We start from the raw sequence: 19,561 nt of genomic DNA on the forward strand, positions 1-19,561 counted from the left end.
ATCGGTCACACCAGACCCCCATCAAGTCGGAAGAGCCGGAAATGGTTGCCGAGGACATTTGCAGTGACGACCGTCGTCGGGTGGTGGGCGCTGGTGTGCGACATGGCCGAGATGCCGAGATAGCGAATTTGCGGGCCGTCGTCGACGTCGGTGTCAAGAACATCGAGTTGGTAGTCATCGCGACTCGCGGGGAGCGCCTCGCGCTCACTCGTGCCCACGTATCCGGCGGCGGTCAGCAGCTCGAGGCGTTCAACCTCGAGATGCTGAGCCTCGTGGAGATCGACACCGACAACACGTTCTCGGCGAACGTCCTGTTCGACCTCGACAACTTCGACTCCGCTATCGCCGAAATCGACGCTCGGTACCTCGCCGGTGAGGCAGCAGAGAATGCGCAAGTCTGGTCACTTGTCATGCAGACCTATGCGGCATTCAACCGGCGTGAGTTGCTCCCCACCGTGCCGAACTGGGCGAGCATCGATCACCGCCGCGGCATAGCCTCGGCGCCGTTTGATGTGATCCGCTACGCCCAAGCGGCATGGGAGACGACGCCGGATATCAGAGCGTACGTCGAGGCGGTTCATCGACTGAGCAACCTCGGAGCAGTCGTCACAACGACCTCGCATGGGACGTCGCAGGAAGGATTCCACGCCGAGTGGCGAGACCTCCACCTCCTGACCCTCGAAGGTGGCCTAGGCAAGCGGTTCGAGCTCTTCGACGAAGCCGACCTGGACGCCGCGCTCGCCCGCTTCGATGAGCTCAGTCGACCGGCGTCGCGGCTGGGAAACGCTGCAACGCAAGCACTCGAACGCCTCGAGGTGCACTTTGTGGCCCACGACTGGACCGCCATGGCCGAGATACTGGCCGACGATCTCTACGCGGACGATCGTCGGGCGGTCGTGAACTCCGGGACCCGTCACGGCGTAGATGCCGAAATTGCGAACATGCGAACCATCGCCGAAGTCGGCAACCCGACAATCACGTCGACAATCGTTGCGACTCGCGGAGAGCGCCTGGCCCTCAGCCATACCCGCTTATCAGGTCGCAACGAGCGTCCCGACGCATTCCACACCGACGGACTCGTCATCCTCGATGTTGACGCGCACAACCGAATCGTGGCGCGCATCGTATTTGACCCCGACGACCTCGACGCGGCGTTCGCCGAACTGGACGCCCGATATCTCGCCGGCGAAGCCGCTGCCCACGCGCAGACCTGGGCGGCACTCGTGAGGGCATTGTCCGCGATCAACAGACACGAAATGCCCGCGTTGATGCCGGACTGGGTCAATGTCGACCACCGCCACGGGGCAGCATTCGCCGCAGGTGACATGAGCACCTACATCCACGCCTTGTTCGAGGACGTACCGCACATCAGCACGTACATCGAGGTCGTGCATCGCCTGAGTAACCGCGGCGCCGTCGTCACCCTTACGGCCAGTGGCGCCTCTCAACAGGGCTTCGACGCTGAATGGCGGGAGAGTGCGATTTTTGAGTTCGACGGCGACCTGATCAGCCGCTGCGAACTGTTCGACGAGGCCGACCTTGATGCCGCACTCACACGGTTCGACGAGCTCAGCCAACCGCCGGCCACTTGAGATCGCCGATAAGCTGGCATCGTGGATTTCCGAGTGTTCGTCGAACCCCAGCAAGGCGCTACCTACTCCGATCAGCTCGCGGTGGCCCGCGCCGCCGAAGCCCTCGGCTACTCCGCATTCTTCAGGTCCGACCACTACCTGGCGATGAGCGGTGACGGCCTGCCCGGGCCGACCGACTCCTGGGTGACGCTGGCCGGCATCGCACGCGAAACCTCGACGATCCGGCTGGGCACCATGGTCACCTCGGCCACCTTCCGCCACCCCGGACCGCTGGCCATCTCGGTGGCACAGGTCGACGAGATGAGCAGTGGCCGCGTCGAATTGGGCTTTGGCGCAGGCTGGTTCGAAGCCGAGCACCAGGCGTACGCCATCCCATTCCCGCCGTTGGGCGAGCGATTCGACCGGCTCGAAGAGCAGCTACGCATCCTGACCGGAATGTGGGATACGCCCGTCGGCGAAACCTTCGATTTCGCAGGGAAGCACTACACCGTCGTCGATTCCCCGGCGCTGCCCAAGCCCACGCAGGCGCCCGTGCCGATCGTCATCGGCGGCCTCGGCGCCAAGCGCACGCCGGCACTGGCCGCCGAGTTCGCCTCGGAATTCAACGTGCCGTTCGTGCCGCTGGACACGCTCAAGACCCAGTTCGCGCGAGTGGCCGCGGCCGTGGCCGACGCCGGTCGCCCGGCCGAGTCAGTGACCTACTCTGCTGCCTTCGTGCTGTGCGCGGGCCGCGACGAGGCACAGATCGCCACCCGGGCCGCGACGATCAACCGTGAGGTGGACGAGCTGCGCAGCAATTCACCGCTGGTCGGCACACCCGCCGAAATCGTCGACAAGCTGGGCCCGTTCCTGGACGCCGGTGTGCAGCGGGTTTACCTGCAAATGCTCGACCAGTCCGACCTGGATCATCTCGAGCTCTTCGCCAGTGAGGTGATCCGTCAGCTGAGCTGACCGAAGCCCCCTGCAAGGCCCGGCATAGGATCGGCCCCGTGACCGTGGACGACGACGATCAGGGGCAGCCCGCCGAGGTGCCCTGGCATCACTCGACGTCGAATGTCGCGGGGGCCAGCGCGGCCGCACTCGCCGTGATCGGCCTGGTGCTGTGGGCCGCGATCGCTCTGACCGGCTCCGGAGGGCCCGAAGACGCCCCCATCGATTTCGTCCCGCCCAGCTATGCGTCGACGTCGTCAAAGACGTCGAAGTCCACGACGACCCGGACCACCACGTCCCGCCTGCCGGTGACCTCCGAATTCGTCGTGCCGTCGGACACCACGACGACGACCACGGAAACCTCGCCGACAACGACCTCCGAGACTTCGACGACGACAACCACTACTACGACGACTACCACCACGACATCAACGACGACCACGACAACAACGCCGTGGTACACCCAGCCTGGCGGCATCGACTACGGCGAGTACCCCACCACCGTGACACGCACGCCGTATCCGCCGCCCGGCGGCTGAGCACGCCTACCATCGGCGCGTGTCGAACTATTACGACGACGACGAGCCGACGCAGTACGCGCCCAGCTATGGCGAGTACTCCGACGCGCCCGCGCCGCCCACTCCCGAGCCCATCCCCTGGTACCGCAAGCCCGCCGCATTGCTCGGCCTGGGCGCTGTCGGTGCAGTCATCGCGGCGCTGGTCATTTATGCGTTGGTGCAGCTGTTCTCGTCGGACTCCGCTTCGACGACCACAACCACCACCACGTCGACGACTCCGACAACGACGACATCGGTGGTGACCTCGGCCCCGGTGGTTCCGGCGCCGACGCAGACCGTCACCGAGACGGTCGCACCGACCACCACGGTTGAGGAAACCCCCGCCACGACCACCACCACGACCACCGAGGCGCCCACAACCACCACCGAGACCACGACCACGACCACCGCGCCGCCGACGACAACGACGACTGCGCCGGTGACCACGACCAGTCCGGCCCCAGCCACCCCCTGACGCCGGCTCGACGCAGGCGGTTATCCACAGGTCCTCGAAATGCGTCTGGTGGCCGTTGTCACGTCCACGAGTATCGAGTCGGTGGACGTTGACGATGTGCTCCGCCAACAGGATGGGGTGATCTCGCGTCGGCAGGCCTTGGATACGGGGCTGCGGGAGCACGAGATCCGGCGACTGCTCAGACGCAACGAGTGGGCGCCGGTTCACGCGGGCGTGTACGTCGACCACACCGGCCCGCTGACGTGGTCGCAACGCGCTTGGGCGGCGGTGCTCTACGCGGCTCCGGCGGCACTGTGTTTCGAATCGGCGCTGGGAGCTGAAGCGTCGCCCATCCACGTCGCGGTCACCCAACAGCGGGCGATATTGGCTGAACCGTCCGGAGTCCGCATTCACCACCTGGTGAATCTTGAGGAGCGGGTGCTGTGGAACGTCAGCCCACCCCGGATGCGTTACGACGAAGCCGCGCTCGACGTTGCATGCCGCGCCGCATCCGAACTCGATGCCATCGCGGCCATGGCCAATGCCTGCCAATCTCGGCGAACCACCGCGCAACGGCTGCTGCGCGTGCTCGATTCACGGGCACGGGTCCGCCGTCGTCGGTGGTTACGCGCGGTGCTGGTCGATATCGCCGACGGCACCTGCTCAGTGCTTGAGCACGGCTATCTCGCTCGCGTGGAGCGGGCGCACGGCTTACCTCGGGCCACGCGACAGAAGCGGGCCACGTCATCGATCGGCGTCTGCTATCGCGATGCCGAATACGGCGAACAGCTCATCGTCGAGCTCGACGGCCGGGTTCACCACGATTCGGCGACCAGGCGAGATGCGGATTTCGAACGCGATCTCGACGCCGCTGTCGACGGCCATTCGACGGTCAGGCTCTCCTACGGGCAAGTCTTCGACCGGCCGTGTCAGACCGCGAGCAAGATCGCTCAGGTGCTGCAGCGGCACGGCATCGCGGTAACCGGGCATCCGTGTGGGCCGGAGTGTGAGTTCACTCGACTCGACTGCGCCGCATAGTCATCAACACCGAGGATTCCAGTCAGTATTGAGCAGCGATCCTAGGTTCAAGTCCACGCCGCCTCAGGGTGACGGCGCCACCGATGTGGGCGTGGGGGTCTGAGTCGGCTCGGGCGTTTGCGTGGGCTCCGGCGTAGGTGTCGCAGTCGGTGACGGGCTCGGCGTCGGCGAAGGCTCGGGCGTCGGCGAAGGGCTTGGCTCAGGTGACGGGCTCGGCGTAGGCGTGGGCGTAGGCGTGGGCGTAGGCGACGGCGTAGGCACCGGCGGCTTGAACGTCGGGATCGGCAACTGTGGAAGCGTCACAGGCGGAAACACCAGTGGCGGCAAAGGAATCGGCGGGAGCCCGACAGGCACGGGCGCAGGCACAGGAGCGGCCGGCCGAGGTCCGGGCGCTTGCGGCGCCGGCGCCGGTGCAGGTGCCGCCCGACGCGGGGCCGGTGCAATCGGTGCGCTCTGCCGGCTCTGCACGAGCCACGGCGCGGCCGCCGGCCGAGGCGCAGCAGCCTGCGCGGGGGCAGCCGCCGCGGGACCTGGCCAGGACGGATCCCGCACCACCACGGTCCGGGTGGGCGGTGCGGGAACGGCCTGGACCAACGGCGACTCGGCCGGAACGGTTTGCGGCGCCGAGAGTCCGTCAACTCCGGCGTCGAGCCGATCGGCCCGCGCCGACAACACCATGCCGACCGTGCCGACAACAGCCAGGAACACCGCTGCATAGACCACCACTCCCCCGCGCCGGTACCAGGCAATACGCGCGGCAGCGGGCGGCAACGGCGGCTCGGAGAACACGAATTCGGGCCGGGCCGAGTCGTCGGTCACCGATTCGGGAATGAACTCGGCGACCTCAGCCACCGAGTCTTCGGCCGACCAGGCCAGCGCAGACGCCGCGACCGTGGCGGTCCCGAGCACGGGAACCGAAACGGGAGCCGATACCGGAGCAGCAACCGCCATCTGCGTCGCGGTCTCGTCGACTCCGCGTCGGGCCAGCAGCCCAGCGCCGACGGCGGCGATCACCTGAGCTTGCGGCACGGTGGTGACCGGAAGGCGGAATGCCGATGAAAGCCGTTGAGTGACAAGGGGTATCCGCGCGCCACCGCCGACGGTGACCAACGCAGCCAGCTGTGCGGGGTGAATACCGTTGCGCCGTAGCAGGTCCAGCAGGGCTTCGATCACGCCACCGAGCGGCGGGTCCACCACTGCGTCCAGTTCGGCACGGGTGAGCCTGATCGCGCTGCCGACCCCGGTAAGGCTGGTCGCACTCTGATCGCTCAACTGTTCCTTGGCGGTCCGGCACTGATCCCGCAGCCGGGTCAGGGCGGCCACCGCTGCTGTGCCGGCCGGTTCGGCATCCAGAGCATTCAGGACGCCGCGCAGCAGTTCCTGGTCGATCAGATCGCCGGAGAAGTCCTGGTACCGCACCGTCTCCCCGATGGTGGCGAAGCCCGCAGAAGCGTCGGCCAGGGTGAGGCTGGTGCCGGAGCCGCCGAAGTCGCACAAGGCGACGACGCCGCGCGCGGGCAGACCCGGATACGACTGGATGGCCGTCAACGCCGCGACCGAATCGGGAACGACTCGGACACCAGGCATTGCACCGCGCACGGATTCGAATGCCGCAGAGTTCCAGTGCGCGGGCACCGCCAACACCGAGACATCGGGACGATGCGCCGGGCTGGCCTGACGCGTCAGCGCCTCGACGGCACCGGCCAACAACTGCTCCGCGCGATGAGTCGACCCGTTGGCTGCGACCAGGGGCACCGGGTCACCCACTCGTCCCACGAAATCGGTGAACACCAACCCGTCCGTGAGCACGGCCCGCCGCAACAACGGCGTGTGGTCGGCAATCGCCACCAGATTGGTCGCCCCCACGGACAACCCCAGGCAATCACGCATACCCCTATGTCGGCGGAGGGGCCCAATTCGTTAGTGGCGCGACGAATACTCGGCGACCAGCGCTTCGGCACTGCGCACCGCGGCCCGGCAGACCCGCGTCGTAAATGGGTCGTTGAGCGGATGGTCAGCCCGCCGCCGCCAGCGCTGCGCCGCTGCGAAGGCCGACCGGGGCCCGTCGAACGGCGCGTCGGGTTGCAGCCCGAGCCGACTGGCCGCGTCGGTGCCAGACCCGCCGATGAGGCGGCGCAGCGAGGCCATCTCATCCTCGTTCAGCGTGGTGGGGCGCGAGCGCAGCAGGCTGAGTAGCCGCAGCTCCTCGAAAGCATGCGTGTCGGCCAGCAGGGGGTCGATGTCGGCGAGGATGTACGGCGTCGCATAAATGGGATTCACCTGCACGAACTGCCGCAACGACAGCAGCGCGGTGTGCGCCTTGAGCAGCTCCGACCGTTGCGCGAACTGCTGGTCGATCACATCGCGCAAAGCGATCAGGCCGCTGCGTTCCAGCAGTTCGTCGGCCAGGGCGACGGAGTCGGACACCCCGGCATGCATCACTGCGATCGAGATCCGGATGCCGAACATGCCGAACCGGTCGAGCAGCGCCGCGCGGGTGGCCGCGTCCACCGGCAGTGAGTTGTCCTCGCGGACAAACCGGTCCACCGAAAGCATGGCTTTCGTCAGTTGAGCCGGTTCGATGCCGGCGAGCTTCTGCAGCGCGACGAACTCGCTCTGGCGCAGGGTGCGGGCGGTGAGGGCGAGCAGTCCGGACACCGGGACGACGGCCTGGCAGATCCCGGTCTTGTCCATCTCTTCGGTGAACCGCTTGGCGACATCCTTGGCCGACATCATCGCGTCGATGCGCCCGGCGCCGATCTCATCGGCCCGCGAGGCCACGCCGATGACGCCGAGCGCGCCCGACGATCCGCCGACGAGCTCGCCGATCTGCTTGAGCAGGGCGATGTCGGCGGCGTTGAGGGTGCGCAGCAGGAACACCACCGCGTCGACGCGGGGGACCCCGTCCTCGGGCACCAACAATCGGTGGGTTCGCTGCGAGACGTCCCGCGACAATGACGAGGTTCCCGGGGTGTCGATGATCGTGGTGTCGACGAGCTCGGCGGCCGGCCACTCGACGTCGAGGTCCACCACGTCCTCGGGGTTCAGCCCGGCGAAGCTGAATGTGAGACCGCGGTCATGCGGATCCCGCGCGATCGGCACGTTGGCACGCCGTCCGCCGCGGTGGTTGGCGGTCACCTTGGGGGTTGGCCCGTGCCGGAACCAGGTGACGATCCGGGTGGCCTCGGTGGCGTCGGTGGGCGCGATGTCCTCCCCGACCAGGGCATTGACGAGCGTCGACTTGCCTGCCTTGAGCGTGCCGGCCAACGCGATACGGATCGGCTGGTTGAGCCGACGTCCGATCCGGTCCAGCTCGTTGTGCACGTCGGGCCGATTTCGGTAGGCCGGGTCACCCCGGTACGCCTTGATGGTGCCGCCCAGAATCGAACGCACCTGATCCGCCGTGCTCACGCTGCGGAGTCCAACCTTTCGCCGCCAGTCAAATCGAAACTAACTGTTGGAGCCTAGTTGCCCTCGACGGCCAGACGCTGGGCGTGGTCGACGACCTGGGTCAGGATGTTCTGCCGGCGCTCCAGTTCCCTGACCCGGGTGTTGCGTTCGGTCTCCTCGACTTTCGCCGCGGCGAGGGTGGCCTGCAGCGACTCGTTGAGTGAGCGGGTGGTCTGGTTGGCGATGCCTCGGTAGTGGTCGCGCAGTTGCCGTTGGATGCCCTTGAGCCGGTCCCGCGATTCCTTGCCGACGACGAAGGCGACGTCGTCGATGAACTTGCGCATGTTGGTTTTGGCTTCACCGCGCACCCGGAGCATGCGGTTCTCCATGTCCTCTTTGTAGGCCTTGCGGCCCAGCACCAGACCGGCGCCCAGCGACAGCGGGTTGAACATGCCGAGCCCGGCGAAGGAGGTGAGCATGCCGAACATCAGCACGCCGCCGTAGGAACCCCGCATGCCGGTGATGACCTTGTGCCCGGCCTTGATGGGCTTGGCCTCCAGCCGGGCCAGCGATTTCATCTCGCCGAATCCGGCGCCCATGTCGCGGGCATCGATCTGCGGTAGTTGCACCGCCTCCAGGCCCGCTTCGGTGAAGGTGCGGGCCACCTCGGCCGCCAGCGCCTCGGCGCGTTGGTAGGCCCAGACGAAGTTGTCGCCGACGGCGGTGGCCACCGCCTCCTCCAGTTCCGAGCCGATCTCGGCCCAGTGCAGGGTGGGGTCGCCGGTGTCGATCTCCTTCTCGGCGTGCGCGGTGATGTTGCGGAACCGGTTGCGCAGATCGTGGTCGACGTCGGCAGTCAGATCGGAGATTCCGTCGTTGAGGACCTGCTGCCACAGCGCGGTGTGCTGCAGGGCGTCCTGGGCTTCCTGTTTGCGGCGTTCCAGCTCGGCGGTGAGCCGCTCACGTTCACCCGGATCGGTGAAGGCGGACAGCTCGGAGTTCACCGTCAGCAGCAGATGTTCTGCCGCCGAATGGATTTCAGCTACCACTTGATCGCGGATCCGGTCACTCTCGCGCGTCAGCACCCGATCGGACAGGAACTTCACGATGGCCGGGAAGTTCGACTCCTCATTGAGTTCCTTGTCGTTGAGCTGGATCGCATGGCTGCGCAGCACACTGGAGACGGGAGTGATGGGGGTCGAAATACCGGCCCGTTGCAGGTGAGCGGTGTTGGCCCCGACGATCTCGCGCCAGTGCGGATACAGGTCGGTCTTGGTCGCGACAATCGTTGCCACCGGGCAGATTTCGATCGCCTGGCGGATGAAGGTCATTTCCGGTTCGGTGAATTCCTGACTGGTGTCGCTGACCATCAGCAGGGCGTCGGCGTCGGGCAGCAGGCCCAGGGTTGCCGAAAGGTGCGGCTGCCCCAGCCCGCCGACGCCGGGGGTGTCGACGAATGCCAACCCGCCCTTGAGCAGTGGGCTCGGGGCGGTCACCTCGACCCGCAACACTTCCCGGCCCCCGGCCTGCGGGGCGCGACGCAGGTCGTTGGTCACCTCCGACGGCGGGATGTCGATCAGTTCGGGTTCGGCCCCGTCGGGCCGGGCCACCACCAGGCGCGCCGACGGCTGCTCACCGTAGGCGACGACGGTGGCCAGCACGGTGGACTCGTCATCCCCGACGCGGGCCACCGGAATGTTGAGCAGCGAGTTCAGCAGTTGACTCTTGCCCTGTTTGAGCTGGCCGGCGATGACCACACGGATCTGCGGGTCACTGATGCGCGCCTTCGCCACCTGCAGACGCTCCACGAGATCGCCGCGGTCATACGTGGCGGCGATCGTGCTGGTGTGGTCGATGAGTTCGACGATCACCTTGACCGGTCTGGCCGGCCCGCCGGGTTTGGTGTCGTTGGGTTGCGTCATGGAAGTCCCTCCTGCATGCCGGGCTCAACGGTAGGCGCGCGAACGGGACGGGGGCCACCCGCGTAACGGATGACCCCCGCCCCTGTGCGGATCGGATCAGAAGACGTCGAGCCCGGTCTCGATCGGATTGTGCGATGCGACATCGGTGTGCGACTGCGACTCGTAGCTGTTGCCCGAGCCCAGCGCCGAGCTGGTGTCGTTGTGCGACCCGAAGGACGTGTCGTTGTGCGACGCGGTGTCGTTGTTCGACGCGAACGCGGTGTCGTTGCCCGAGCCGATGTTCGAGGTGTAGCTCGACGAGTTGTCCTCCACGCTGTGCGTGGTCTCGGTCTGGACCGCGGTGCTCACCGAGTTGTCCTGGGTGTTGCGGCTGCCGTAGTCACCGTCGATGGCGGTCTGGTTGCCGCCGACCGCGGTGGTCGAGGCATCGGTGAGGATGATCGAGCCGGCGTTGCCGCCGTCGCCACCGGACGCACCACCGCTGCCGATTCCGATCAGGCTGTCACCACCGGACGCGCCACCACCGTGGCCACCGCTCATGTCGACATCGCTGATAACCGGGCCGTCGTTGCCGGAGATCAGATCGCCACCGGAGGTCTGCGAGTTGTCTTCGATGTCGTTGTCCTTGCCGACCGCGACGTTGGAGCCGGAGCCGGCCAGGATGTCGCCGTTGTTCATGGTGTTGCCGTCGCCGAGCACCGCGCCGTCACCGCTGACGATGTCGCCCTTGTTCTCGCCGTCGACCACCACGCCGCCGTTGGTGGCAGTGTTGGTGCTCTTGTCGCCGAGGGTGATGTCACCGAAGCCCAGGTTGAACGCACCCTGCTGGGCGTTGGCGCCGGCGTCCTGGTTGGGGCTCATGACCGGCACATTGTTGTGGCTGGCCAGGTCGGTGTCGTTGTTGCTGGCGAACTCGGTGTTGTTGCGGCTGGCCACCTCCGGCGCGAACTGCGTCTGCGGGGAGAACGGCGAGGCGACCTGGTTCGCGAACTGGCCGGGCAGGCTGTGGTGGTCGGCGACCGCGCGCTGCAGGCCGAGCACCGGGTTGCCGCCACCGAGCATGAGACCGGCCGGGGCGGCGGTGGCCGCGACGGCGTGCAGCTGAGCCGCGGTGACGTTCGGCAGGCCGGCGTCACGCAGGCTGCCGTCCGGGTCGGTGATGAAGGATGCCGCGGAGGCCGGGCTGCGGAACAGGTCGAGGATGAAGTCGATCAGAGAGATTGCCATTGCTCCAACCCTTTCGGTTGTTGTCGGGAAGTTCTTCCGAAGTCCCCCGCCGGGCTGTCCGGCGATCTGAAGACAAATTTATGGGTGCGTGGCTGCGCCGGAAACGGGGTCGATTCCCCTCCCCGTATCGCCCCCACCCGGGGTGCGGGGGGTCACCCCAGTAGGGGGTTAGGGGATCCATAGGGGCAGGGCTGGGCAGCCCCAATTTCGTTGGTGTTTCCGCAGGTGAAACGCAATAAGCGCATGACCACATGGGTCATGCGCTTATTGGAATGCCGGATGAATCAGTCGAAGATGTCGAATCCCGCGCCACTGTCAGTGTGGTGCTGGTCGTCGACGACCGGGTGGGCCCAATCGGGGGCCGGCGCCGGGTCGATGATGGACGCATCGTCGAGAACAGGCTCGGTGAGCTGCATCGATACCTCGTCGAGCGGCTGATTCACGAGGCCGCCATCGTCGATGGCCGGTACGGAGGACACCAGCTGGTCCAGGGAGTCCGCCTGATCGATCACCTGGCTCGCCGCCTCATCCCAGGCATGGTTGGGGGCGTCGACCGGCACGTGATCGCCGAAGGCGTCGAATGCCGCCGTCGCCGCGCCACTGGCCCAGACGTTGCCGCCCGGGTCGGCGGTACCGAGGTCACCGAACGCGCCGCCGGTGGCGGCCGTCGACAACGACTCGGATACGACCGGAATCAGATTGTTGACATCCGCGCTGGTCACATCGGTCAAATGCGCGTCTGCGATGGCCTGCGCCGGGTCGGCGGCATAGTGGGCAGCAGCTTCGGGGTCGCGTACCAGCGACATCACGAAGTCCAGCAATGTATTCGCCATGCTCCACCTCCTCAACAGTTCGCTTCGAATGTTAGCCAGCTGTGAGAGGGCTGGGATCGGTGCCGAACCCACCCTTGCCCGCCTGCCATTAGGGGGGTGAACATTAGGGGATTGACGCCACTAGGGGAACAATGCCGGGCCTTGGCTGCCTCAGCAGTTAGGGTGAGGGTCGGCCGAGACAACAGGAGTGACGCCTGATGACCGACGCACTGGGCTTGTCGATCGGGATGACCAATCTGGTGGCAGCCCGCGAAGGCCGCCAACCGGTGATCCGCCGATCGATCTTCACGCTGCACAACGATCGCGCACCGGACGTAGGCGAGTACACCGGCAGTGGATTGCCGTTGGCCGGCTTCGTAGAGCGAGTGGGCGACCCGGTACCTCTTGTCGCCGCCGATGGGTCCCAGCACCGCGGTGAACTGGTGCTGGCCGAGGCGCTGGACGTGATGGCCCGCGCCGTCGGCGGCGGTGCACCCGTGGTGATCGCCGTGCCGGCGCACTGGGGCGCGAGCACCGTCGGCGCATTACGCGGCGCCCTGCGCAACAAGCCCGCGCTGTCGCCCGACGGAGTTCCACCGGGCCTGGTGCCCGACTCGTTGACCGCGCTGGCGGCGCTGCAGGCCGATCCGGGGTTACCCGCCGACGGCGTTGTGGTGTTGTGCGATTTCGGTGGCAGTGGGACGAGCGTGACACTGGCCGACGCCGGTGCCAGCTTCGCCACCATCGGGCCGACTGTTCGTTATCCCGAGTTCTCCGGCGACCAGGTCGATCAGGCGTTGCTCAACCATGTGCTCAGCGGGATCGCGACGGCCGGCGATGCCGACCCGGCGGGCACCGCGGCGGTCGGGTCGCTGGCGAAACTGCGGGCCGAATGCCGGCAGGCCAAGGAGCGGTTGTCCGCCGACACCGCGACGGCGATTCCCACCGATCTGCCCGGGTTCAACGCCGACGTCAGGATCACCCGGCCGGAACTAGAGCAGCTCATGTCCGCGCCTCTGGCCGGCCTGCTGGATGTCGTCGAAGACACGTTGCAGCGCAACAACATTGCCTTGTCGAGCGTGACCGCGGTCGCCACCGTCGGCGGCGGAGCGGCGATCCCCCTGGTGACACAGCGACTGTCCGAACGGTTGCGCGCGCCGGTGGTGACAACGCCGCGACCCCAACTCGATGTGGCGGTGGGGGCCGCTCTCGTCGCCGAGCGCGTCATCGACGCCGCCGCACCGACCGGTATGGCCCCCGAGGTGGCGGCCGCCGATGCTCCGACCGGCATGGCGCCGACCAGCCTCGGTCCGGCTGCCTGGGCGGCCGGAGCCACGATGGCGCAGCCGTCGGCCAACGGCGCGGATGCGGGCGCCCTGGCCTGGTCCCAGGACGACGCACCCGGAAATGAACCGGTGCCCTATGCGGGCGGCGAGTACGAAACCGCGCCGGGCGCGACCGCGGCGCGGCCACAAGTGGCGTTCAGTCATGAAGAAGAGATGTACGACGCCGGGCCGGCGCCACTGCCCTGGTACAAACGCCCGCCGATTCTGTTCGGAGCGGCCGCCGCGGCGGCGCTGCTGGCCGCCGGCGGTCTCGCCGTCACCTTAACCAGCTCGGAGGGAGATTCCGGGCCGGTCACCGAAACCAGCACCACATATTCGATGGGCCCCTCCCCGGAAGGTCCACCACCAGAACCGATCACCACCGTGACCCAGGGACCGAACGGGATCGAGACCACCACGGTCATCGCACCCCCGCCGCCGCCTCCGGAGACGACGACGTCCGCGCCGGAAACCACCACGACGACGAGTCCGACCACGACGACGACCACCACCACGACAACCACCACGCAGCCGACCACCACGACCACCACTCGCACGACGACGCAACCGCCGACGACCACCACGCAGCCGCCGACGACGTCAAACCCGCCGACCACCACCCCGCCGCCGGCCACGACCACCGCGGCCGCTGAGGCCCCAGACGGCGAAGCCTAGGCAGACGCTGATGACTGCGCCGGAGATCGATGCGGTGCTGGCCAATCCGGCCGACCCGGTGAAGCTGCTGCTGTCCGGCGGCATCGGAACCGGGAAGAGCACGGTGCTCGCCCAGGTCCGCAGCACCCTGCGTGACGCCGGCCGTACGGTGCTGACCCGTGCACCTCGACCGGGCGACGGGGCCGAGGCGGCGTTCGTCGTCGATGACGCAGACCAGCTGACTGACACCGAAATCGATTGCCTTGCAGAGAAAGTCGCGGATCTGTCGGCGACTGTGGTGGTGGCCTGTGAGCCGTTGACCCACCGCCCTTCGTTGCAGGCCCTGGCCACCGCGCTGGAGCGGGAGAACCCGGTGCTGCGACTCGGGCCGTTGCCCGCCACGGAGGTGGGCCGGGTACTGACCACGGCGCTGGGATCTCCGGCGACCGTCGAAACCGTGAGATCGGTGCTGGCCGCAACCGCGGGCCTGCCGTTTCTGTTGCGGGCCGCCGCAGACGCGGTCGAGGCGCCGACCGACGCGGCGCGGTTCGCACTGTTGCAGCGGTTGCGCCGGGTTGACGACGCCACCCGCGATGCACTGCTGATCCTTTCGCTGAGCCACGATCTCGGCCCCGACGACGTCGCGGCGGCACTGCGACTGACCGGCGCCGAGGCGTCGGCCCTGGTGGATCGGGCCCGCGCCGGCGGGCTGGTGGAGCCGTCCCACGACCGGCGGTTCCTGCGGCTGGTGCATGAATCGCTCGCCCAGATCGCCGGTGCCGCCCGCCATCACGAGATCGAAACCTCCCTGCTCGCTTCGCAACTCGAGCTGTCAACGTTGTCCGCCGACCTCGCGGTGCGCCTGGCCGAGCACGGATTGCGCGATGACCGGTTGGCCGAGGCACTGGCCGAACACGCCGCCCACAATCGCGCCCGGCCGGCGCGGGCGGCCCGGCTCTACCGCGCCGCGGTCACCGCCGGGGCCACCGCGGTGAGCACCCGACTGGCCGATGCACTGGCGCTGGCCGGAGATTGCACCACCGCGGCCCGCATGGCCGATGAACTGCTCGGCTCCGAGGACCCGTCCGAACGGGCCACCGCGGTGCGGGTCGCGGCCAGCGTCGCCATGCACGACGGCGGCGCGGCCCAGGCCGCCGACCTGTTCCGTTGGCTCGGTCCGTATCCCGACACCTTGATCGGCTCGGCCGCTGTGACCTCCTTCCTCGCCGCCGGTGATGCCGATGCGGCGCGGGTGGCGTCGCGCTCCGAGGTGGCCGGACCACCTACCTCGACGGCGCGCGCGGCGCGCAGCCTGGCCGAAGGATTGGTGCTGTCGCTGGATCAGTCGTTCGCGGTGACGGTGGCCCGGTTGGGGCAGGCGGTCACGTCCGAAAATCAGGCCGGTGGCGTCGCCCCCGACACCCCGGCGGCGCTGGTGACCCTGGCCGCCCTGCACGGCGGCGACTCGGTGCGGGCACGCAGTGTGATCAGCCGCGCGGTGCGGGCCGGCAGCGCGGGCGAGGAGGCGTTCAGTGCGGCACGCCACCGCCTGCTGTTGGGCTGGGTGAAGATGCAGGACGGCCAGCTCGGCGCGGCCGGCGCGGATGCGGCCGCCGCCGAAGCGGGTGAGGATCTGCACCGGAGAGACGCGTTGTGGGCCGCGGCGCTGCGTACCGCGATCGCCCGACGCAGCGGGGACAGCGGTGCCGTCCAGAAGCATTGGTATGCCGCGGTCGAGGTGCTCGCCGAGTATTCGATCGACCTGTTCTCACTGCTGCCGCTGGGTGAGTTGTGGGTGGCCGGCGCCAGGATGCGTCAGGTAGACCGCCTGGAACACACGCTGTCCGAGGCGTGGGGCCTGCTTGCCGCGCTGGGCGATCCGGTGTTGTGGTCGGTGCCGCTGCACTGGGCCGGTGTGCACGCCGGGATCCTGGCCAACTCGCCCGGAGCCGTCGCCCCGCACGGGCAGGCACTCACCGCCGCGGCCGGTCACAGCGCCTTCGCCCGGGCGCTGGCCAATGCCGGGCGCACCTGGCTGCGGGTGCTGGCCAATCACGTCGACACCGATGAGGTCACGACTGCGGCCCGGGCCCTGGCTCAGTTCGGCCTGACGTGGGACGGCACCCGGCTGGCCAGCCAGGCCGCACTGCAGACCCCGGATGCCCGGGTGTCCCAGGCAATGTTGCAGTTGGCCCGCGACCTCAAGCAGACCAGCGCGGTCGAGGAGATCGTGTCGGTGTCGGAGCCTCCGAGCGGGACCGCCTCCCAGGCGACCGCTCCGTCCTCGACCAAGCTGTCCGACCGCGAGCGGGAGGTGGCCGAACTGCTGTTGCTCGGGATGCCGTATCGCGATATCGGCAGTCAGTTGTTCATCTCGGCGAAGACCGTCGAGCACCATGTGGCCCGGATTCGCCGGCGTCTGGGCGCCGAGTCCCGCACCGAAATGCTGTCGATGTTGCGGGCGATGCTGGCGCCGCAGAGCTGAGAGCTATACCACTACACGCCCCAACTTAGGTAAGCCTCGGTAGCGGTAGGAAACACCTAAATGTCACTATGAGCTGAAGGAAGCTAAGTTACCGACGGGTAACCATGCCCAAGTTACCCGCGAGTAACTCGCGAAATGGAGGCGTTTCTGTGGAGAGTCTCGAACACACACTTGTTGTGTCGCGGCTGATTCTTGGTCTGCTCGCCACACTCGTCGTGCTGGTGTTCGCCGCCAAGCGCGTGCAGTGGCTGACCAAGCTGATCAGCTCGGGGCAGAAGGTCGGTGACGAACGTGGCCGCAAAGACCATCTCGTCCAGCGCTTCCTGAACCAGAACAAGGAAGTCTTCGCGCAGTCGAAGCTCCTGAAATGGTCGATCCCCGGCATCGCGCACTTCTTCACCATGTGGGGCTTCTTCGTCCTCGCCACGGTGTACCTCGAGGCCTACGGGGTGCTGTTCAACCCCGAGTTCCACATCCCGTTCGTCGGCCGCTGGGCCGTGCTGGGCTTCCTGCAGGACTTCTTCGCCGTCGCCGTGCTGGCCGGCATCATCGTCTTCGCGATCATCCGCATCCGCAAGAACCCTGAGCAGCTCGGCCGCGAATCCCGGTTCTACGGCTCGCACAACGGCGGCGCCTGGACCATCCTGTTCATGATCTTCCTGGTCATCCTGACCTACGCGATCTTCCGCGGCGCGGCGGTCAACGTGTTGGGCGAGAACTTCCCGTACCAGTCCGGCGCATTCTTCTCCGACGGCATGGCCGCGCTGCTGGCTCCGCTGGGCCACACCGCCAACGTGTGGATCGAGACCATTGCGCTCATGGGCCACATCGGCGTCATGCTGGCCTTCCTGCTGATCGTGCTGCACTCCAAGCACCTGCACATCGGCCTGGCTCCGATCAACGTCACCTTCAAGCGCCTGCCTGACGGCCTCGGCCCGCTGCTGCCCATGGAATACAAGGGCGAGCTGATCGACTTCGAGGATCCCTCCGAGGACGCGGTGTTCGGCAAGGGCCGCATCGAGGACTTCACGTGGAAGGCCAACCTCGACATGGCGACCTGCACCGAGTGCGGTCGTTGCCAGTCGCAGTGTCCGGCCTGGAATACCGGCAAGCCGCTGTCCCCCAAGCTGGTGATGATGAACCTGCGCGACCACCTGTTCGCCAAGGCTCCCTACATCATCGAAGGCAAGCCGATGCCCGAAGAGGGCTCGGTGGACTTCGCCACGCTGGATCACAGCGAACACCGCCACGGTGTGCCCGAAGACGGCTTCGAACGCGTCATGGGTTCCGGCCCCGAGCAGGCACTGCGCCCGCTGGTCGGCACCGCTGAGCAGGGGGGCGTCATCGACCCCGACGTGCTGTGGTCCTGCACCAACTGTGGTGCGTGCGTCGAGCAGTGCCCGGTGGACATCGAGCACATCGACCACATCGTCGACATGCGCCGCTACCAGGTCATGGTCGAGTCGGAGTTCCCCGGCGAGCTCGGCGTGCTGTTCAAGAACCTGGAGCTCAAGGGCAACCCCTGGGGCCAGAACGCCAAGGACCGCACCAACTGGATCGACGAGGTCGATTTCGACGTCCCGGTCTACGGCCAGGATGTCGAGAGCTTCGACGGGTTTGAGTACCTGTTCTGGGTCGGCTGCGCCGGCGCCTACGAGGACCGGGCCAAGAAGACCACCAAGGCCGTCGCCGAACTGCTGGCCGCCTCCGGGGTGAAGTTCCTGGTGCTGGGCACCGGTGAAACCTGTACCGGTGACTCGGCTCGTCGCTCCGGCAACGAATTCCTGTTCCAGCAGCTGGCCGCGCAGAACGTCGAGACCATCAACGAGCTGTTCGAGGGTGTCGAGACGGTCGACCGCAAGATCATCGTGACCTGCCCGCACTGCTTCAACACGATCGGTCGCGAGTACCCGCAGCTGGGTGCCAACTACACCGTCGTGCACCACACGCAGCTGCTCAACCGGCTGGTCCGGGACAAGAAGCTGGTGCCGGTCAAGTCCACCGGCGGCCCCGAGGTCACCTACCACGACCCATGCTTCCTGGGCCGTCACAACAAGGTCTACGAGGCTCCGCGTGAGCTGGTCGAGGCCTCCGGCGTGACGCTGAAGGAAATGCCCCGCCACGCCGACCGCGGCCTGTGCTGTGGTGCCGGTGGTGCGCGGATGTGGATGGAAGAGCACATCGGCAAGCGCGTCAACGTGGAGCGCACCGAAGAGGCCATGGACACCGCCTCGACCATCGCGACCGGCTGCCCGTTCTGCCGCGTGATGATCACCGACGGTGTCGACGACGTGGCCGCTGCCCGCAACGTCGAGAAGGCCGAAGTGCTCGACGTGGCTCAGCTGCTGCTGAACTCGTTGGACAAGAGTGGCGTCAAACTGCCCGAAAAGGGCACCGCGGCAAAGGCATCCGAGGCTCGTGCCGCCGTCCGCGCCGAAGCCGAGGCGAAGGCCGAAGCTGCGGCACCTGTGGTGGAGGAGGCCGCCCCCGCGGCGGCTGCCGAAGCACCTGCGGCGACGACTGCCACCGCCACCAAGCCGGTCACCGGTTTGGGCATGGGCGGCGCCGCAAAGCGTCCGGGCGCCAAGAAGACTGCGGCTCCGGCCGCGTCGGCGGCACCTGCGGCCGAAGCCCCTGCAGCTCCCGCTGCCCCGGTCAAGGGTCTGGGCATGGCCGGCGGCGCCAAGCGTCCGGGCGCCAAGAAGACTGCGGCTCCGGCCGCGTCGGCTGCCCCGGCGGCAGAGGCTCCGGCAGCTCCTGCGGCGCCGGTGAAGGGTCTGGGCATGGCAACGGGCGCGAAGCGTCCCGGCGCCAAGAAGGCTGCCGCTCCGGCGGCATCGGCGGCTCCCGCTGCTGCTCCGGCGGCTGAAGCACCGGCTGCGGCCGAGCCGGCCAAGCCGGAAACTCCGGCGGTGGGCCTGGGTATCGCCGCGGGCGCACGTCGTCCGGGGGCCAAGAAGGCCGCCCCGGCGGCACCCGCAGCCCCGGCGGCTCCGGCCGCCGAGCCGACGCCGGAACCGGCAGCCGAAGCACCGGCTGCGGCTCCTGCCGAGCCCGCCACGCCGGAACCGCCGGTCGTGGGCCTCGGCATGAAGGCCGGCGTCAAGCGTCCCGGCAAGCGCTGAGCACGTCCCTATCGCACCGAACGGCCATCTCCGCAAGGAGGTGGCCGTTC

The 19,561-nt window shown here is 67.7% G+C and carries 13 protein-coding genes; 8 read left to right on the plus strand and 5 right to left on the minus strand.

What is annotated here, in order from left to right:
- The first annotated feature begins 41 nt into the window (after window positions 1-41).
- The 5 genes from JOF57_RS22285 to JOF57_RS22305 all read left to right on the plus strand — a co-directional run bounded on the left by JOF57_RS22285 (window position 42) and on the right by JOF57_RS22305 (window position 4,571).
- Entirely contained in the window at window positions 42-1,592 is a 1,551-nt protein-coding gene (locus JOF57_RS22285) for a hypothetical protein (RefSeq protein WP_209920089.1), read from the plus strand.
- 21 nt (window positions 1,593-1,613) lie between these two features.
- Window positions 1,614-2,543 carry an LLM class F420-dependent oxidoreductase gene (locus JOF57_RS22290; protein ID WP_209920091.1) on the plus strand — a complete coding sequence of 310 codons (930 nt, stop codon included), beginning with the start codon at window positions 1,614-1,616 and terminating at the stop codon, window positions 2,541-2,543.
- Window positions 2,544-2,581: 38 nt separating this feature from the next.
- Window positions 2,582-3,061, plus strand: coding sequence for a hypothetical protein (locus JOF57_RS22295; protein ID WP_209920093.1), 480 nt, complete (start codon window positions 2,582-2,584; stop codon window positions 3,059-3,061).
- Between the two features lie 19 nt (window positions 3,062-3,080).
- Complete coding sequence (locus JOF57_RS22300; protein WP_209920095.1) at window positions 3,081-3,554, plus strand: hypothetical protein; 474 nt, start codon at window positions 3,081-3,083, stop codon at window positions 3,552-3,554.
- A gap of 81 nt (window positions 3,555-3,635) precedes the next feature.
- Window positions 3,636-4,571: a type IV toxin-antitoxin system AbiEi family antitoxin domain-containing protein gene (locus JOF57_RS22305; protein WP_209920098.1), complete on the plus strand. Its 936-nt coding sequence runs from the start codon at window positions 3,636-3,638 to the stop codon at window positions 4,569-4,571.
- A gap of 63 nt (window positions 4,572-4,634) precedes the next feature.
- Here JOF57_RS22305 and JOF57_RS22310 read toward each other — a convergent pair whose 3' ends face one another.
- The 5 genes from JOF57_RS22310 to JOF57_RS22330 all read right to left on the minus strand — a co-directional run bounded on the left by JOF57_RS22310 (window position 4,635) and on the right by JOF57_RS22330 (window position 11,943).
- A complete protein-coding gene (locus tag JOF57_RS22310; protein WP_209920101.1) occupies window positions 4,635-6,461 on the minus strand; it encodes an Hsp70 family protein in 1,827 nt (608 codons plus the stop codon).
- 30 nt (window positions 6,462-6,491) lie between these two features.
- Window positions 6,492-7,982, minus strand: coding sequence for a dynamin family protein (locus JOF57_RS22315; protein ID WP_209920103.1), 1,491 nt, complete (start codon window positions 7,980-7,982; stop codon window positions 6,492-6,494).
- A 53-nt stretch (window positions 7,983-8,035) separates the two neighbouring features.
- Window positions 8,036-9,883 carry an isoniazid-induced dynamin-like GTPase IniA gene (gene iniA / locus JOF57_RS22320; protein WP_209920112.1) on the minus strand — a complete coding sequence of 616 codons (1,848 nt, stop codon included), beginning with the start codon at window positions 9,881-9,883 and terminating at the stop codon, window positions 8,036-8,038.
- Between the two features lie 96 nt (window positions 9,884-9,979).
- Window positions 9,980-11,110, minus strand: coding sequence for an IniB N-terminal domain-containing protein (locus tag JOF57_RS22325; RefSeq protein WP_209920114.1), 1,131 nt, complete (start codon window positions 11,108-11,110; stop codon window positions 9,980-9,982).
- A 284-nt stretch (window positions 11,111-11,394) separates the two neighbouring features.
- Entirely contained in the window at window positions 11,395-11,943 is a 549-nt protein-coding gene (locus tag JOF57_RS22330) for an Rv0340 family IniB-related protein (RefSeq protein WP_209920116.1), read from the minus strand.
- 197 nt (window positions 11,944-12,140) lie between these two features.
- On the opposite strand from JOF57_RS22330, the gene JOF57_RS22335 reads away from it, so the two are divergent.
- The 3 genes from JOF57_RS22335 (at window position 12,141) to JOF57_RS22345 (ending at window position 19,511) form a co-directional block, all read left to right on the plus strand.
- Window positions 12,141-13,922 carry an Hsp70 family protein gene (locus JOF57_RS22335; protein WP_209920123.1) on the plus strand — a complete coding sequence of 594 codons (1,782 nt, stop codon included), beginning with the start codon at window positions 12,141-12,143 and terminating at the stop codon, window positions 13,920-13,922.
- 10 nt (window positions 13,923-13,932) lie between these two features.
- A complete protein-coding gene (gene iniR, locus JOF57_RS22340; RefSeq protein WP_209920125.1) occupies window positions 13,933-16,386 on the plus strand; it encodes an isoniazid response ATPase/transcriptional regulator IniR in 2,454 nt (817 codons plus the stop codon).
- Window positions 16,387-16,490: 104 nt separating this feature from the next.
- On the plus strand, window positions 16,491-19,511 hold the full coding sequence (locus JOF57_RS22345; protein WP_209920128.1) for a heterodisulfide reductase-related iron-sulfur binding cluster: 3,021 nt from the start codon (window positions 16,491-16,493) through the stop codon (window positions 19,509-19,511).
- The last annotated feature ends 50 nt before the right edge of the window (window positions 19,512-19,561 follow it).

Origin of the sequence: Mycolicibacterium lutetiense, assembly GCF_017876775.1 — a bacterium.
In the GTDB taxonomy this organism is placed as follows: Bacteria; Actinomycetota; Actinomycetes; order Mycobacteriales; family Mycobacteriaceae; genus Mycobacterium; species Mycobacterium lutetiense.

Excerpts from the sequence above, each read along its gene's own strand:
- JOF57_RS22285 (WP_209920089.1), top strand. The coding sequence starts at position 42 with ATGGTTGCCGAGGACATTTGCAGTGACGACCGTCGTCGGGTGGTGGGC.
- JOF57_RS22310 (WP_209920101.1), bottom strand. The coding sequence starts at position 6,461 with ATGCGTGATTGCCTGGGGTTGTCCGTGGGGGCGACCAATCTGGTGGCG.
- iniA (WP_209920112.1), bottom strand. The coding sequence starts at position 9,883 with ATGACGCAACCCAACGACACCAAACCCGGCGGGCCGGCCAGACCGGTC.
- JOF57_RS22325 (WP_209920114.1), bottom strand. The coding sequence starts at position 11,110 with ATGGCAATCTCTCTGATCGACTTCATCCTCGACCTGTTCCGCAGCCCG.
- JOF57_RS22330 (WP_209920116.1), bottom strand. The coding sequence starts at position 11,943 with ATGGCGAATACATTGCTGGACTTCGTGATGTCGCTGGTACGCGACCCC.
- JOF57_RS22335 (WP_209920123.1), top strand. The coding sequence starts at position 12,141 with ATGACCGACGCACTGGGCTTGTCGATCGGGATGACCAATCTGGTGGCA.
- iniR (WP_209920125.1), top strand. The coding sequence starts at position 13,933 with ATGACTGCGCCGGAGATCGATGCGGTGCTGGCCAATCCGGCCGACCCG.
- JOF57_RS22345 (WP_209920128.1), top strand. The coding sequence starts at position 16,491 with ATGCCCAAGTTACCCGCGAGTAACTCGCGAAATGGAGGCGTTTCTGTG.